Raw genomic sequence first — 13,416 nt, 5'->3', positions numbered from 1 at the left:
TCATCACCTAGAAAGGGAACAGCGGACTGAGGAAGAAACGATCGAACCAGCCAGGCTGGTTAGCATCGGCAAACGAGCCGGTACCCGAATAAGTAATGCGGGCATCTGCGACCCGGGTCGAGGAGACGGTGTTGTCGGTAGCGATATCGTCTGCCCGTACCAGACCGGCGATCCGCACCAGTTCGTCACCGGTGTTGAGCGTCATCCACTTCTCGCCGCGCACCGCGATGATGCCGTTGGGCAATACATCGGCCACGGTGACGGTGATCGAACCGGTCAGGCTGTTGCTCTGCGCCGCCTTGCTGTCGCCCTTGGTGGCACGGTTGCCGCTGTAGCCGGCATTGAGGGTCAGGTCGCCATCGCCCAACGGGTTGTTGGTGTTGGGTACGGCACCAAACAGCGAGGTCAGGCCGATGCTGTTGGAGCTGGTCTTGTTCAGGGCCGAGTTGGCGCCCTTGCTGGCGCTGGTCCGCTCGTTCAGGGTGATGGTAATGATGTCACCCACCCGGAACGCCTTGCGGTCGCTGTACAGGTTCTGCTCAAAACCGGCCTGGTAGATCGAGCCGTTGTTGGACGCGGAAGGCAGCGGCGTGCGCGGCAACACCGGGGCGTAATAAGGGTCATTGGGCTTGGGCGGCGGAGCAACACAGCCCGCGAGCACGGCACTCCCACTCAGCGCTAGAACACACATAAACCGATTCATGACCCTTCCTCACGATGTTGCCGGTGCGCCACTTCAGACCCGTGGCGACCTCAAGACTTGATTACAGCTTCTGCGTAATGAACGAGAGCATCTGGTCCGCAGTGGAGATCACCTTGGAGTTCATCTCGTAGGCCCGCTGGGTGGTGATCATGTTGACCATTTCCTCAACGGTGCTGACGTTGGACGCTTCCAGGGTGTTCTGCAGCGTGGTGCCGAAGCCGTTAAGGCCCGGGGTACCAATTTGCGGCGCGCCACTGGCGGCGGTTTCCAGGAACAGGTTGTTGCCCTGGGACTGCAGGCCAGCCGGGTTGATGAAGTCGGCGGTTTGCAGGTTACCGATCACCTGGGAAGCCGGGTTGCCGGCGATGGTGATGGATACGGTGCCGTCCTGACCCACGGTGAAGGTCTGTGCGTCGTTGGGCACAACCACCGCAGGCTCCAGGGCAAAACCGCTGGCAGTGACGATCTGACCATCGGAATTGAGGTGGAACGTACCGTCACGGGTATAGGCCGTGGTGCCGTCGGGCTGCAGGATCTGGAAGAAACCACGGCCATTGATGGCCAGGTCCAGAGGCTGCTCGGTGGTCTGCAGGCTGCCGGCAGTGAAGTTCTTCTGGGTCCCGACAATGCGCACGCCGGTACCGACCTGCAGGCCGGTTGGCAGTTCGCTGTCCTGGGTCGACTGGGCACCGGGCTGGCGCTTGATCTGATACAGCAGGTCCTGGAACTCGGCGCGATCACGTTTGAAACCCGTGGTCGAGACGTTCGCCAGGTTGTTGGAAATAACACTCAGGTTGGTGTCCTGGGCGGACAGACCGGTTTTGGCAACCCATAGAGCCGGAAGCATTCGATTCTCCTCTCGCGCCTGTTTTACGGCGCTAGATACTGGTAATTAGCTGATCTGCAAGACCCGAGCCATGGCCTGGTCGTCTTCTTTGGCGCTGTTCATCATCTTGACGTGCAATTCGAACTGGCGGGACAAGGCCAGCACCGCGGTCATTTCTTCCACGGCATTGACGTTGCTCGACTCCAGGAAACCCGAGACCAACTGCACATTGGCATCGGCAGGGGCCGGCTGGCCGTCCTTGGTCTTGATCGACCCATCCAGGCCCTTGGTCAGGTTCTTGATATCCGGATTGACCAGCTTGATGCGATCGACCTCGGCCATGACCCGCGGACCTTCACCCATGGCACGAATGCTGATGGTGCCGTCCTGGCCGACTTCGATCTTCTGCTCTGGCGGCACGGCGATAGGACCGCCATTGCCCATGACCGGCATGCCATTGCCTGCCCGCAACACGCCCAGAGCGTCGACATTCAAGCTGCCGGTGCGCACATAGCTTTCGCTGCCATCGGGGCTCTGCACGGCGATCCAGCCCTTGCCGCTGACGGCCACGTCCAGGTCACGACCGGTTTCCACCATGGAGCCGGGAGTAAAATCCGTTGCCGGCCGCTCCCCCATGGCAAAGGCCCGCGCCGGAAAACTGTCACCAAACACCGGCATCGCGCGCGCCTGCTCCAGGTCGCGCTGAAAACCGTTGGTGGAGATGTTCGCCAGATTGTTGGCATGAGCCTTTTGCGCCAGAGCATTCTGGCTGGCGCCGGTCATTGCCACATAAAGGTACTTGTCCACAATCGTTCCTCATCTGCCGGACGTTTGCCGCCCCACACTGTACTGAGCATGGCGTAAGCAATTTCTACACCAACTTTAACTTCCAGCAGCGCTCCCCATGCAGGCCGGGGCTTTGCCGCGAGCAACGGGTTTTTCAGGGCGGAATGAGAGACGAAAAAACGGCGGACTTATGCCGCTAACGGCAAGTCTCGGTCCCATGACCCGGGTCCGCTCCGCACTCGGGCTGGACACTTTGTGAACGGATCTTGCTAGGCACAGTGACTGGCTATCGCAACTTCAGTTTGCGCAGGGGTGGCCGACACCTAAGCCAGTGACTGCCAAGGAGAACCACTTTGAACCTGTACCTCAATCAGCTGCGCAAGACAGCTGACTTCAAGGAAGCCATCTATTCCGGGGATATCTTCCTGGACACTGACCTGGCCACCGCAAAAGAACTCTGCGGGTACGCCAAGGAAAGCATCACCGCGGCATTCGATGGCGAAACCAACCACCAGGCTCTGCACACGATGATGCCGGTAGAAGAGTTCGTCAGCCGGGTTACCCGACTCAAGGGCCAGTTCACCAACAGCCAGCGCGTCAAGGATCTGATCCTTGGCTTCATTCACGAGATCGGCATCGATCCTCGGGACTACATTTTCGACGTACCGCGCCTGCGGGTCGTGCCCAACTACGACTACCTGCACGCTGGCGTCAGCTACGCCTACAAGCCTCATCGCGACAGCTGGTACGGCAGCGTGGATTGCCAGATCAACACCTGGATGCCGGTCTACACCATCACCCCGGACCAGACCATGATGATCAACCCCAGCTACTTCGAGAAGCCGGTGGCCAACACCTCGAAGGACTGGAGCCTGAAGGACTGGATCAGCAACCAGCGACACAAGGCCAAGGACAACCTGACCGAAGAAGTACGAGTCCACCCGGTGCCCCTGGGGGAGATCGACGACAGCTCTGAACTGCGCATCGCCGGCAACTCAGGCGAGATGCTGGTGTTCTCCGGCTCGCACCTGCACGGCACTGTCCCCAACCGTACCGACCGCACCCGCTTCAGCGTGGACTTCCGCCTGATGCACCTCGAAGACCTGAAACACAACCGCGGAGCCCCCAACGTAGACAGCGCCTGCCCCGACGTCGGCTCCGGCTTCAAAGACTACTTCCACGCCCACGACTTCTCGAATTTCCAAGGATTCAAGCCATGACCAAACGCCGCCTTACCCCCGCCGAAGCCCAATACAACGAAACCCGCGCCGGCGTACTCAAGCGGGTCGACGCCGAGTACGTTGCCGACGCACCCTTCGTCTTCGCCAACCGCATCAACGTCACCGCCGCGCTGTCGCGCATGGAGCTGTTCAAGAAGGTCATGGATGTACCCGGGGCGATCATCGAGTGCGGCGTGTACAAGGGCAACTCGCTGATGCTCTACATGCACCTGTCGATGATCCTCGAACCTTATGCCATCAACCGCTCCATCGTCGGCTTCGACACCTTCGAAGGCTTCACCAGCATCAACAAGGACGAGGACCCGGCCGACATCAACGAAAGCATGTTCTCCGACACCGACCAGTCGCTGATCCAGGACATGATCGATGCCAACGACCTGCTGCGTCCGGTGAACCGCATCCCGCGCTGCGAGCTGGTCAAGGGCGACATCTGCAAGACCGCGCCGGAATTCGTCAAGTCGCGTCCGGACCTGGTAGTGGCCATGCTGATCCTCGACACCGACCTGTACGAGCCCACCAAGGTCGCCCTGGAAACCTTCCTGCCGTACATGCCCAAGGGCGCTATCGTGGTTCTCGACGAAGTCGCCTACCGCAACTTCCCGGGCGAAACCAAGGCCCTGCGCGAAGTGTTCGACATGAACAAGATCGAACTCAAGCGCCTGCCTTTTGACTCCTGTGTCGGCTACTTCCATATCTGAAGACAGCCAGCCCCGAGCCAAACGAAAAGCCCCGCTTCATAAGCGGGGCTTTTTTCATTCCGGCGACTCCTTGCCAACCTCGTACTGGCGCAACTTGTTGGCGATGGTGGTATGGGAAACCCCCAGGCGCTTGCCCAGTTGCCGACTGCTGGGATGCTCGGCATAGAGACTTTCCAGCACCGCCTTTTCAAAGCGACCGACAATCTGCTCCAGGCCGCCTTCCAGGGAAAAGTCCCCCAGGGGCTGGCGCGCGCCATAGTCCGGCAGACGGATATGCTCGGCCTTGACCGTGCCGCCATCACACAGCGAGACCGCCTGGAACAGCACGTTCTCCAACTGCCGGACATTGCCCGGCCAGTGATAGTGACTGAGGCGCTCCATGGCCGCCGGAGCCAGCCGTGGCAGCGCACAACCGATCTGGCGACTGGCCTGATCGAGGAAGTGCTCCACCAGGGGCGTCAAACCGTCGAGGCATTCGCGCAGCGGCGGAATATGCAGGGACAGCACGTTGAGTCGGTGGTACAGGTCCTGGCGAAACTCGCCCCGGGCACAGAGTTCGGACAGATCCACCTGAGTCGCACAGATCACTCGCACATCCAGGTAGACCTCCTCGTCACTGCCGACACGGCGGAAGCAACCATCCTGGAGAAAGCGCAGCAACTTGACCTGCAGGCGCGGGCTCATTTCCCCCACACCATCGAGAAACAGCGTGCCGCCGGCCGTCAGTTCCAGCAGCCCGAGCTTGCCCTCGGCGCGAGCCCCTTCAAAGGCCCCGGGGCCATAGCCGAACAGCTCGGTCTCGGCCATGGATTCCGGCAGCCCGGCGCAGTTCAGAGCCATCAGCGGCGACTGGCCCCGAGGGCTGGCCAGGTGGCAGGCGCGGGCCAGCAACTCCTTGCCGGTGCCGGTCTCGCCTTCAATCAACAGGGGCGCATCCAGGGGCGCCATGCGCCGGGCTTCCCGCACCACCGCTGCCATGACTTTCGAACTCTGGAAAATACTGTCAAAGCCCCGCAACTCCTGCTTGCGCACATTGTAGATACGCTCACCAACCCGATCCGCCCGGTGCAGAGTCAATACCGCACCGGCCATGGCCTCGCTGTCATCGTGCTCGGATTGCAGCGGGGCGATGTCCGCCAGAAACACGTCGCCCTTGACCTTGACCCGCAGCCCGTTGATCCGCGACTGGTTGGCCCGCACCAACTCCGGCAAATCGAAGTCCTCGGCGTAGCGTGACAGCGGAATCCCCGGCACCTCATCCACCCGCACGCCCAGCAACTGCGCTGCCGCTCGGTTGGCGGCCACGATGGAGCCGCCCATGTCGATGGACAGCACCGGGAACTCCAGGGCACCCAGCAGCGCATTGAGCTCCATGTGCCGACGCTCGCTGGGCATCAGCCCGACCCTTTTGACGCCAAACACTCCGGCGATGGATTCGAACTTGGGGCGCAATGCCTGGAACTGCAGGTTGATCAGGTTCGGACAGTGCAGATAGATGGCGTTGCCATGTTCGCCCCCCACCTCGCCCCGGGCCACGTTGATCCCGTATTCCACCAGCAGATTGAGGATGTCCCGCAGGATGCCGATGCGGTTCTGGCAGTGAACTTTGATACGCATGAAGAAAGGCCCGAAGCGGATAATGGAGGGCATAAACGCCGAAAACCGACGCTTTTGACGTCGGCACTTGCAAACTTTCTGCTGGGTGGCGCAGATAATCGTCAAGATTATGTGACAGCAAAGGGCTTTTTCAAACCTGAAAAGCCACAATACTTGGGCGCCCCGGGCAAAATCGTAACGATTAGTTTACAAATTGGCGTCCTACCCCCCTCCATCAGCGCCTGTCAGCTGCTGCAAAGCGTCGCACCCTGGGGTATCACTGGGGTCACCCATAACAAGAACGCATCCCCTGGCAGGAGAGCAGCATGAAGCAGACGCAGTACGTGGCCCGCGAGCCCGACGCGCAAGGTTTTATCGACTATCCACCCGAAGAACACGCGGTGTGGAACACCCTGATCACGCGCCAGTTGAAAGTGATCGAGGGGCGCGCGTGCCAGGAGTACCTGGACGGCATCGACAAGCTCGGACTGCCCCACGACCGCATCCCGCAGTTGAGTGAAATCAACAAGGTCCTCGGCGAAACCACGGGCTGGCAAGTGGCCCGGGTGCCGGCACTGATTCCTTTCCAGACCTTTTTCGAACTGCTGGCCAGCAAGCGCTTTCCGGTGGCGACCTTCATTCGTACTCCTGAAGAGTTGGACTACCTGCAGGAACCGGACATCTTCCACGAGATTTTCGGCCACTGCCCGCTGCTGACCAATCCCTGGTTCGCCGAATTCACCCACACCTACGGCAAGCTCGGCCTGCAAGCCACCAAGGAAGAGCGCGTTTACCTGGCGCGTCTGTACTGGATGACTATCGAGTTCGGCCTGGTGGACACCCCGGACGGGCGACGCATCTACGGCGGCGGCATCCTCTCCTCGCCCAAGGAAACCGTCTACAGCCTGTCCGAAGAGCCGGAACACCAAGCCTTCGATCCGCTGGAAGCCATGCGCACGCCTTATCGCATCGACATCCTGCAACCCATCTACTTTGCCCTGCCCAACCTCAAGCGCCTGTTCGACCTGGCCCATGAAGACATCATGGCCCTGGTCCACCAAGGCATGCAGCTGGGCCTGCACGCCCCCAAGTTCCCGCCAAAACCCAAGGCGGCCTGAGCAGCCCGCCCTCGCGGGCGGCTGCGAAAGATAGTAACTTCCAACAAGAATCGAACTCAGGAATACACCATGACCGCTCTGAACCAAGCCCATTGCGAAGCCTGCCGCGCCGATGCCCCTCAGGTCAGCGACGAAGAACTGCCGGTACTGATCAAGCAGATCCCCGACTGGAACATCGAAGTTCGTGACGGCGTGATGCAGCTGGAAAAAGTCTTCCTGTTCAAGAATTTCAAATTCGCCCTGGCCTTCACCAATGCCATGGGCGAGATCTCCGAGGCCGAAGGCCACCACCCGGGCCTGCTCACCGAATGGGGCAAAGTCACCGTGACCTGGTGGAGCCACTCGATCAAGGGCCTGCACCGCAACGACTTCATCATGGCCGCCCGCACCGACGAAGTGGCCAAGACCGCAGAAGGACGCAAGTAATGCATTTTGATGCCATCGGTCGCGTACCCGGCGATCCGATTCTCGGCCTGATGGAGGCCTACGCCAACGATCCCAATCCGCGCAAATTCGACCTCGGCGTGGGGGTCTACAAGGATGCTCAGGGCCTGACGCCGATCCCGCAATCGGTGAAGCTGGCGGAGCAGCGCCTGGTGGATCGCCAGACCACCAAGACCTACATCGGAGGCCACGGCGACGCGGCCTTCGGCAAGGTGATCAATGAGCTGGTACTGGGCAGTGATTCGCCACTCATCGCCGCGCAGCGCGCCGGTGCTACCCAGACCCCGGGAGGTACCGGCGCCCTGCGCCTGAGCGCCGACTTCATCGCCCAGTGCCTGCCGGGCCGCGGCGTTTGGTTGAGCAACCCGACCTGGCCGATCCACGAAACCATCTTCGCCGCAGCCGGGGTCAAGGTCAGTCACTACCCCTACGTGGGCAGCGACAACCGCCTGGACGTCGAGGCCATGCTGGACACCCTGAACCGGGTGCCCGAAGGCGACGTGGTGCTGCTGCACGCCTGCTGCCACAACCCCACCGGCTTCGACCTGAGCCAGGCCGACTGGCAACGGGTGCTGGAGGTGGTGCGCAGCCGCAAGCTGCTGCCGCTGATCGACTTCGCCTACCAGGGCTTTGGCGACGGCCTGGAACAGGATGCCTGGGCGGTGCGGTTGTTCGCCGCCGAAGTGCCGGAAGTACTGATCACCAGTTCCTGCTCGAAGAACTTCGGCCTGTACCGCGATCGCACCGGGGCCCTGATCGTCTGCACCCGGGACGCCGAAAAACTCCTCGACGTGCGCAGTCAACTGGCCCATATCGCCCGTAACCTGTGGTCCACACCACCGGATCATGGGGCCGCAGTAGTCGCCACCATCCTCGGTGACCCGGAGCTGAAAAGCCTCTGGGCCGACGAAGTGGAAGCCATGCGCCAGCGCATCGCCCAATTGCGCGCCGGTCTGCTGGAAGCCTTGCAGCCCTATGGACTGGCCGAGCGCTTCGCCCACATCGGCGTGCAACGCGGCATGTTCTCCTACACCGGCCTGAGCCCGTCTCAGGTCAAGGAACTGCGTGAACACCACAGCGTGTACATGGTCAGTTCCGGCCGGGCCAACGTGGCCGGGATCGACGCTTCGCGCCTGAGCCTGCTGGCTGAGGCGATCGCTCGGGTCGTCTAAAAGCAGAGCGCGTGCTTGCCGGCGCGGGAGGCCCTGAGGGTGCCTTCGCCGGCAAGCCGGTTCCTGCCGCCGCTTTGTCCTTTCATCCCGAAATCGCGATAAAAATCTTTTTGTCATTTCCAGTGCTGTATCCTGCCCAGGCTTTTTAAAAGCGCGGACCTACCCAGCGATTTAAAAAACAGACTTTGCGAGGAGCAACGACATGCATGAGATCCCGAATCTCCCCTTCCCAAGCCTGCACGAAACTGAGCAGACAACCACGCCACAAGCCAGTGCCGAAAAGCCTGTAGTGCAAGAAGCCGCCGACAGCCGCAAGGCCGACAGCGAAGACTGAAAAGAGCTGTAACCAGACCGTGTGGAAAGCGCTACTCAAGCGCTTTCCACACCGCCTGAATCTTTCCCCCCGAGCCCCTGCCGAACCATGACCGACTCCTTCAGCGAAACCCAAGCCAGCGTACTGCTGGGTACTGCGGAAAAAATGATCGAGATCTGGAATCGCCTCAGCCCGGAAAAACAGGCCGCCCTGCTGGCCCGTTTCGGCACCCAGGAAAATGCCCTGGCCGCTCTGGTCACCACTCAGCTGCTGAGCGCCAAAGACACCTGACTCAATCCCTCAACCAGGGACGTTCTGAACAACGCGTCGATTTCTGCCCCTGCATCCCCGTCCACATCGGTATCATAAGCAGCCTATCTATTGAGCTGTCGCAGTGGACCCATCCCCATGCCAGATACCCAGCGCCCCTTGACGGTCACGCTGCAAGTCGTCTCCATCGTCCTGTTCACCTTTATTGGCTACCTGAATATCGGCATTCCCCTGGCGGTACTGCCAGGCTACGTCCATAGCGACCTGGGGTTTGGCGCAGTGATCGCCGGCCTGGTGATCAGCGTGCAATACCTGGCCACCCTCCTCAGCCGCCCCTACGCCGGACGCATCATCGACAACCTGGGCTGCAAGCGCGCTGTCATGTACGGCCTGGCCGGCTGCGGCCTGAGCGGCGTGTTCATGCTGCTTTCCACCTGGCTGCAGGGTCAGCCGACCCTGAGTTTGATCAGCCTGCTGATCGGCCGCCTGGTCCTGGGCAGCGCGGAAAGCCTGGTGGGTTCGGGGTCGATTGGTTGGGGCATCGGCCGAGTCGGCGCACAGAACACCGCCAAGGTGATTTCCTGGAACGGCATCGCCAGTTATGGCGCCCTGGCCATCGGCGCGCCCCTGGGGGTTTGGCTGGTCAATCGCCTGGGCCTGTGGAGCATGGGGGTAAGCATCATTCTGCTGGCGGTGCTCGGCCTGCTACTGGCCTGGCCAAAACTCGCCGCGCCGATAGTCGCCGGGGAACGCCTGCCGTTCATCCATGTGCTGGGCAAAGTCTTCCCTCACGGTTGCGGCCTGGCCCTGGGCTCCATCGGCTTTGGCACCATCGCCACCTTCATCACCCTGTACTACACGACCCAGCACTGGTCCAACGCGGTGCTTTGCCTGAGCCTGTTCGGCGCCAGTTTCATTGGTGCACGCCTGCTGTTCGGCAACCTGATCAACCGCCTCGGCGGCTTTCGCGTGGCCATTGCCTGCCTGTCGGTTGAAACCCTCGGCCTGCTCCTGCTGTGGCTGGCCCCCGATGCCCACTGGGCCCTGGCCGGCGCGGCCTTGAGCGGCTTTGGCTTCTCCCTGGTGTTCCCGGCACTGGGCGTGGAGGCGGTCAATCTGGTGCCGGCCTCCAGCCGTGGCGCGGCGGTGGGCGCCTACTCGCTGTTCATCGACCTGTCTTTGGGCATCACCGGACCACTGGCCGGGGCGATTGCCGGCGGTTTCGGCTTTGCCTCGATCTTCCTGTTTGCCGCCATCGCCGCGTGCTGCGGCCTGCTGCTGAGCCTGTACCTGTATCACCAGGCCCCCAAGCAGCGTAAGGAACGTTCGAACCGCTAGAAGTCCACTTTGCCGCGGCCAGCCTTGATGCTGCCGCGCTTGACCTTGGTCTCCAGGCGGCGCTTCTTCGAGCCCAGGGTCGGCTTGGTGGGGCGGCGCTTCTTTTCCACCTTGACGGCGCTGAGGATCAGCTCGGTGAGACGCTCCAGGGCATCGGCGCGATTCTGCTCCTGGGTGCGGTACTGCTGGGCCTTGAGAATGATCACGCCGTCACTGGTGATGCGACTGTCGCGCAGCGCCAGCAGGCGCTCCTTGTAGAAAGGTGGCAGGGACGAGGCCGGAATGTCGAAGCGCAAATGCACTGCACTGGACACCTTGTTGACGTTCTGACCACCGGCGCCCTGGGCGCGGATGGCGGTCAGCTCGATCTCGGCATCCGGCAGATGCACGTTGTTGGAAATCACCAGCATGGAACAGGAATCCGTCTTCAGGGCGCACAGGATACCCCCATTCCCCACGCTCTTGCGGACCTGTTCGCTGGCAAGCCAGCGCCTGCGACAGGCAACTCCCACGCTGGAGCCGACTGGCCGACGAAAGCGATCTCGCTCCCACAAAGATCACAGGCATGAAAAACCCGGCCGGAGCCGGGTTAGTCATTGCCAAGGCCGCGCTTACTTCAGCGCAGTACTGGCTGCTTGCAGCGAGTGCTGAGCACTGCGCTTGTTCTTGATCAGGTAGCAGACCCACATGAACACCACCCACACCGGGATCGCGTACACCGAGATCTGAATGCCTGGAATCATCAGCATGATGCCGAGGATGAACACCACGAACGCCAGGCAGACATAGTTGCCGTAGGGGTACCACAGCGCCTTGAACAGCGAGGTCTGGCCGGTACGGTTCATGTGCTGGCGGAACTTGAAGTGCGAGTAGCTGATCATGGCCCAGTTGATCACCAGGGTCGCCACCACCAGGGACATCAGCAGCTCAAGGGCGTGCTGGGGAATCAGGTAGTTGAGCACCACGGCAACGAAGGTCACCACCGCCGAGGCGAGGATCGACAGCACCGGCACACCGCGCTTGTCGATCTTGGCCAGGACTTTCGGCGCATCGCCCTGCTCGGCCATGCCCAATAGCATGCGGCTGTTGCAGTAGGTGCCGCTGTTGTACACCGACAACGCCGCGGTCAGGACCACGAAGTTGAGGATGTGCGCTGCCGTGTTGCTGCCCAGCATCGAGAACACCTGGACGAACGGACTGCCGCTGTAGGCATCGCCAGAGGCATTCAGGGTCACCAGCAGGGTGTCCCACGGGGTCAGCGACAGCAGCACCACCAGGGCGCCGATGTAGAAAATCAGGATGCGGTAGATCACCTGGTTGATGGCCTTGGGGATCACGGTTTTCGGCTTGTCGGCCTCGGCTGCAGTGAAGCCGAGCATTTCCAGGCCGCCGAAGGAGAACATGATGATCGCCATGGCCATCACCAGTCCGCTGACGCCGTTGGGGAAGAAGCCGCCATGGGACCAGAGGTTGCTCACCGATGCCTGCGGGCCGCCGTTCCCGCTGACCAGCAGGTAGCTGCCCAGGGCGATCATGCCGACGATGGCCACCACCTTGATGATGGCGAACCAGAACTCGGCCTCGCCGAACACCTTGACGTTGGCCAGGTTGATGACGTTGATCATCACGAAGAACACCGCCGCCGAGGCCCAGGTCGGCACCTCCGGCCACCAGTAATGCACATACTTGCCGACCGCGGTCAGTTCCGACATGCCCACCAGGATGTAGAGAATCCAGCAGTTCCAGCCGGAAAGGAAACCGGCGAAACCGCCCCAGTACTTATGGGCGAAGTGACTGAAAGAACCGGCCACCGGCTCTTCAACGATCATCTCGCCCAGCTGGCGCATGATCATGAAGGCGATGAAACCGCAGATGGCGTAACCGAGGATCATCGACGGACCGGCGGATTTGAGCACCCCGGCCGACCCCAGGAACAAACCGGTACCGATCGCGCCACCCAGGGCGATCAGTTGAATATGGCGATTTTTCAGGCCGCGTTTCAGCTCGCCCGAATGCGAGTTTTGTCCACTCATGAAAAGGTTCTCACGCAAGGTTTGATGATGTTTGCAAGACGTTGCCGCCCGGTGAAGGCTTAAGCGGCGCGGAGCAAACCCCAGCGCAGGCACCCGAAGTTCAGCGTTTTTCTAACGGTCATGCGTCACCTGTTTGTTTTTATCTGTGACGAAATCGAACCCACCACGCTCGTGACGCGGCGGAGTGAACAAGGTGGATAACCTTGAGTTTATTGGCCCGGCAGCAGTGTCTTCAGCGCCCTGGGAGCAGACTGAAACACGCGGCGCAGACGCAAAGTGCGCGGGTACGCAGTTGGGTCACAGTTAAAACGCCGCGCATTGTACACCCCTGCCCCCCTGCCGCCAGACACCGCTGTATCAGCGTGCCGGTAACCGGGATCCTGAGGGGCCAGCTCGATGCTCGGCATCGGCGGCGCAACGTTGGACGGACCGAGTGGGGTCGTCGATGAAGGTGCGATGACCATCGCCCTTCGAAGGGTGTCGGTGAAAGTCGGTTACGGCGTTCATTGCGCCTCCTTCTTGTTATGCACCTGTACGCAGGCAGGTGTGCATCTCACCTGCCTTGGCGCCCTGGAACAAGCGGGCCAGAGCTCTGGCAAGCGGATTAACCGATGCCCGGCGGCAGCTTTTCCTTACAGCGTCCGGGCCTTCGCCGATTCAGGGCGAAACACGGAGGATTTCGTAATATTTTCTTTACAGTGTGTAACGTGAATTTGCCAAACCAGATCAATCAGCGCGGCGACTGCAAATTGACGCGCACGCCATCCCACATCGGAAAAAGCCTTAGCTTTTTGTTTTCAGGTGATAAATTTCCGTCCTTAAAATAGAAAATAAAGTTCAGCAGAAAATAATCTAATTATTTTTTTGCACTTCAAAAT

The 13,416-nt window shown here is 60.9% G+C and carries 14 protein-coding genes; 8 read left to right on the top strand and 6 right to left on the bottom strand.

The features are described 5' to 3' along the window. Nucleotides 1-7 precede the first annotated feature (7 nt). The 3 genes from flgH to ACMGF8_RS13395 all read right to left on the bottom strand — a co-directional run bounded on the left by flgH (nt 8) and on the right by ACMGF8_RS13395 (nt 2,336). A complete protein-coding gene (gene flgH, locus ACMGF8_RS13405; protein WP_123723933.1) occupies nt 8-703 on the bottom strand; it encodes a flagellar basal body L-ring protein FlgH in 696 nt (231 codons plus the stop codon). A gap of 61 nt (nt 704-764) precedes the next feature. Continuing rightward, nucleotides 765-1,550: a flagellar basal-body rod protein FlgG gene (flgG, locus tag ACMGF8_RS13400; protein ID WP_102864053.1), complete on the bottom strand. Its 786-nt coding sequence runs from the start codon at nt 1,548-1,550 to the stop codon at nt 765-767. Between the two features lie 45 nt (nt 1,551-1,595). Next, complete coding sequence (locus ACMGF8_RS13395) at nt 1,596-2,336, bottom strand: flagellar basal body rod protein FlgF (RefSeq protein WP_102864054.1); 741 nt, start codon at nt 2,334-2,336, stop codon at nt 1,596-1,598. A gap of 332 nt (nt 2,337-2,668) precedes the next feature. Here ACMGF8_RS13395 and ACMGF8_RS13390 point away from each other — a divergent pair, with 332 nt between their 5' ends. Both ACMGF8_RS13390 and ACMGF8_RS13385 read left to right on the top strand, forming a co-directional pair. After that, nucleotides 2,669-3,535 (top strand): hypothetical protein, encoded by an 867-nt coding sequence (locus ACMGF8_RS13390; protein ID WP_102878839.1) that lies wholly within the window; start codon nt 2,669-2,671, stop codon nt 3,533-3,535. After that, nucleotides 3,532-4,254, top strand: coding sequence for a TylF/MycF/NovP-related O-methyltransferase (locus ACMGF8_RS13385; RefSeq protein ID WP_102864056.1), 723 nt, complete (start codon nt 3,532-3,534; stop codon nt 4,252-4,254). The genes ACMGF8_RS13390 and ACMGF8_RS13385 overlap by 4 nt, the downstream gene beginning before the upstream one ends. Nucleotides 4,255-4,308: 54 nt before the next feature. On the opposite strand, the gene ACMGF8_RS13380 is transcribed toward ACMGF8_RS13385, so the two are convergent. Beyond that, a complete protein-coding gene (locus ACMGF8_RS13380) occupies nt 4,309-5,871 on the bottom strand; it encodes a sigma-54-dependent transcriptional regulator (RefSeq protein WP_102864112.1) in 1,563 nt (520 codons plus the stop codon). Between the two features lie 305 nt (nt 5,872-6,176). On the opposite strand from ACMGF8_RS13380, the gene phhA reads away from it, so the two are divergent. The 6 genes from phhA to ACMGF8_RS13350 all read left to right on the top strand — a co-directional run bounded on the left by phhA (nt 6,177) and on the right by ACMGF8_RS13350 (nt 10,505). Then, entirely contained in the window at nt 6,177-6,968 is a 792-nt protein-coding gene (gene phhA / locus ACMGF8_RS13375; protein WP_102864057.1) for a phenylalanine 4-monooxygenase, read from the top strand. A 69-nt stretch (nt 6,969-7,037) separates the two neighbouring features. After that, on the top strand, nt 7,038-7,394 hold the full coding sequence (locus ACMGF8_RS13370) for a 4a-hydroxytetrahydrobiopterin dehydratase (protein WP_007930096.1): 357 nt from the start codon (nt 7,038-7,040) through the stop codon (nt 7,392-7,394). Continuing rightward, nucleotides 7,394-8,584, top strand: coding sequence for an amino acid aminotransferase (locus tag ACMGF8_RS13365; protein WP_416759896.1), 1,191 nt, complete (start codon nt 7,394-7,396; stop codon nt 8,582-8,584). Before ACMGF8_RS13370 ends, ACMGF8_RS13365 begins: the two co-directional genes overlap by 1 nt. A 202-nt stretch (nt 8,585-8,786) precedes the next feature. Then, on the top strand, nt 8,787-8,918 hold the full coding sequence (locus ACMGF8_RS13360; RefSeq protein ID WP_258009278.1) for a hypothetical protein: 132 nt from the start codon (nt 8,787-8,789) through the stop codon (nt 8,916-8,918). An 87-nt stretch (nt 8,919-9,005) separates the two neighbouring features. After that, the gene (locus tag ACMGF8_RS13355) at nt 9,006-9,188 is read left to right on the top strand and encodes a hypothetical protein (RefSeq protein ID WP_253084426.1); all 183 of its coding nucleotides are present in this window, start codon (nt 9,006-9,008) and stop codon (nt 9,186-9,188) included. A 117-nt stretch (nt 9,189-9,305) separates the two neighbouring features. Continuing rightward, nucleotides 9,306-10,505 (top strand): MFS transporter, encoded by a 1,200-nt coding sequence (locus ACMGF8_RS13350; protein WP_115581851.1) that lies wholly within the window; start codon nt 9,306-9,308, stop codon nt 10,503-10,505. Here ACMGF8_RS13350 and arfB read toward each other — a convergent pair. Both arfB and ACMGF8_RS13340 read right to left on the bottom strand, forming a co-directional pair. After that, nucleotides 10,502-10,915, bottom strand: a complete 414-nt coding sequence (gene arfB / locus ACMGF8_RS13345; protein WP_416759893.1) for an alternative ribosome rescue aminoacyl-tRNA hydrolase ArfB — start codon at nt 10,913-10,915, stop codon at nt 10,502-10,504. The two genes, ACMGF8_RS13350 and arfB, sit on opposite strands and share 4 nt — an antisense overlap. A 201-nt stretch (nt 10,916-11,116) precedes the next feature. Further along, nucleotides 11,117-12,538 carry an amino acid permease gene (locus ACMGF8_RS13340; RefSeq protein ID WP_102864062.1) on the bottom strand — a complete coding sequence of 474 codons (1,422 nt, stop codon included), beginning with the start codon at nt 12,536-12,538 and terminating at the stop codon, nt 11,117-11,119. Nucleotides 12,539-13,416 lie beyond the last annotated feature (878 nt).

Source organism: Pseudomonas sp. BNK-7, from assembly GCF_048072025.1.
GTDB lineage: Bacteria > Pseudomonadota > Gammaproteobacteria > Pseudomonadales > Pseudomonadaceae > Aquipseudomonas > Aquipseudomonas danubii.
This window is presented reverse-complemented; position numbering and strand designations above follow the sequence as displayed.

Coding starts and splice junctions, on each gene's coding strand:
- ACMGF8_RS13355 (WP_253084426.1), top strand. CDS start 9,006: ATGACCGACTCCTTCAGCGAAACCCAAGCCAGCGTACTGCTGGGTACT.
- ACMGF8_RS13350 (WP_115581851.1), top strand. CDS start 9,306: ATGCCAGATACCCAGCGCCCCTTGACGGTCACGCTGCAAGTCGTCTCC.
- flgG (WP_102864053.1), bottom strand. CDS start 1,550: ATGCTTCCGGCTCTATGGGTTGCCAAAACCGGTCTGTCCGCCCAGGAC.
- phhA (WP_102864057.1), top strand. CDS start 6,177: ATGAAGCAGACGCAGTACGTGGCCCGCGAGCCCGACGCGCAAGGTTTT.
- ACMGF8_RS13385 (WP_102864056.1), top strand. CDS start 3,532: ATGACCAAACGCCGCCTTACCCCCGCCGAAGCCCAATACAACGAAACC.
- flgH (WP_123723933.1), bottom strand. CDS start 703: ATGAATCGGTTTATGTGTGTTCTAGCGCTGAGTGGGAGTGCCGTGCTC.
- arfB (WP_416759893.1), bottom strand. CDS start 10,915: ATGCTGGTGATTTCCAACAACGTGCATCTGCCGGATGCCGAGATCGAG.
- ACMGF8_RS13340 (WP_102864062.1), bottom strand. CDS start 12,538: ATGAGTGGACAAAACTCGCATTCGGGCGAGCTGAAACGCGGCCTGAAA.
- ACMGF8_RS13360 (WP_258009278.1), top strand. CDS start 8,787: ATGCATGAGATCCCGAATCTCCCCTTCCCAAGCCTGCACGAAACTGAG.
- ACMGF8_RS13365 (WP_416759896.1), top strand. CDS start 7,394: ATGCATTTTGATGCCATCGGTCGCGTACCCGGCGATCCGATTCTCGGC.
- ACMGF8_RS13370 (WP_007930096.1), top strand. CDS start 7,038: ATGACCGCTCTGAACCAAGCCCATTGCGAAGCCTGCCGCGCCGATGCC.
- ACMGF8_RS13380 (WP_102864112.1), bottom strand. CDS start 5,871: ATGCGTATCAAAGTTCACTGCCAGAACCGCATCGGCATCCTGCGGGAC.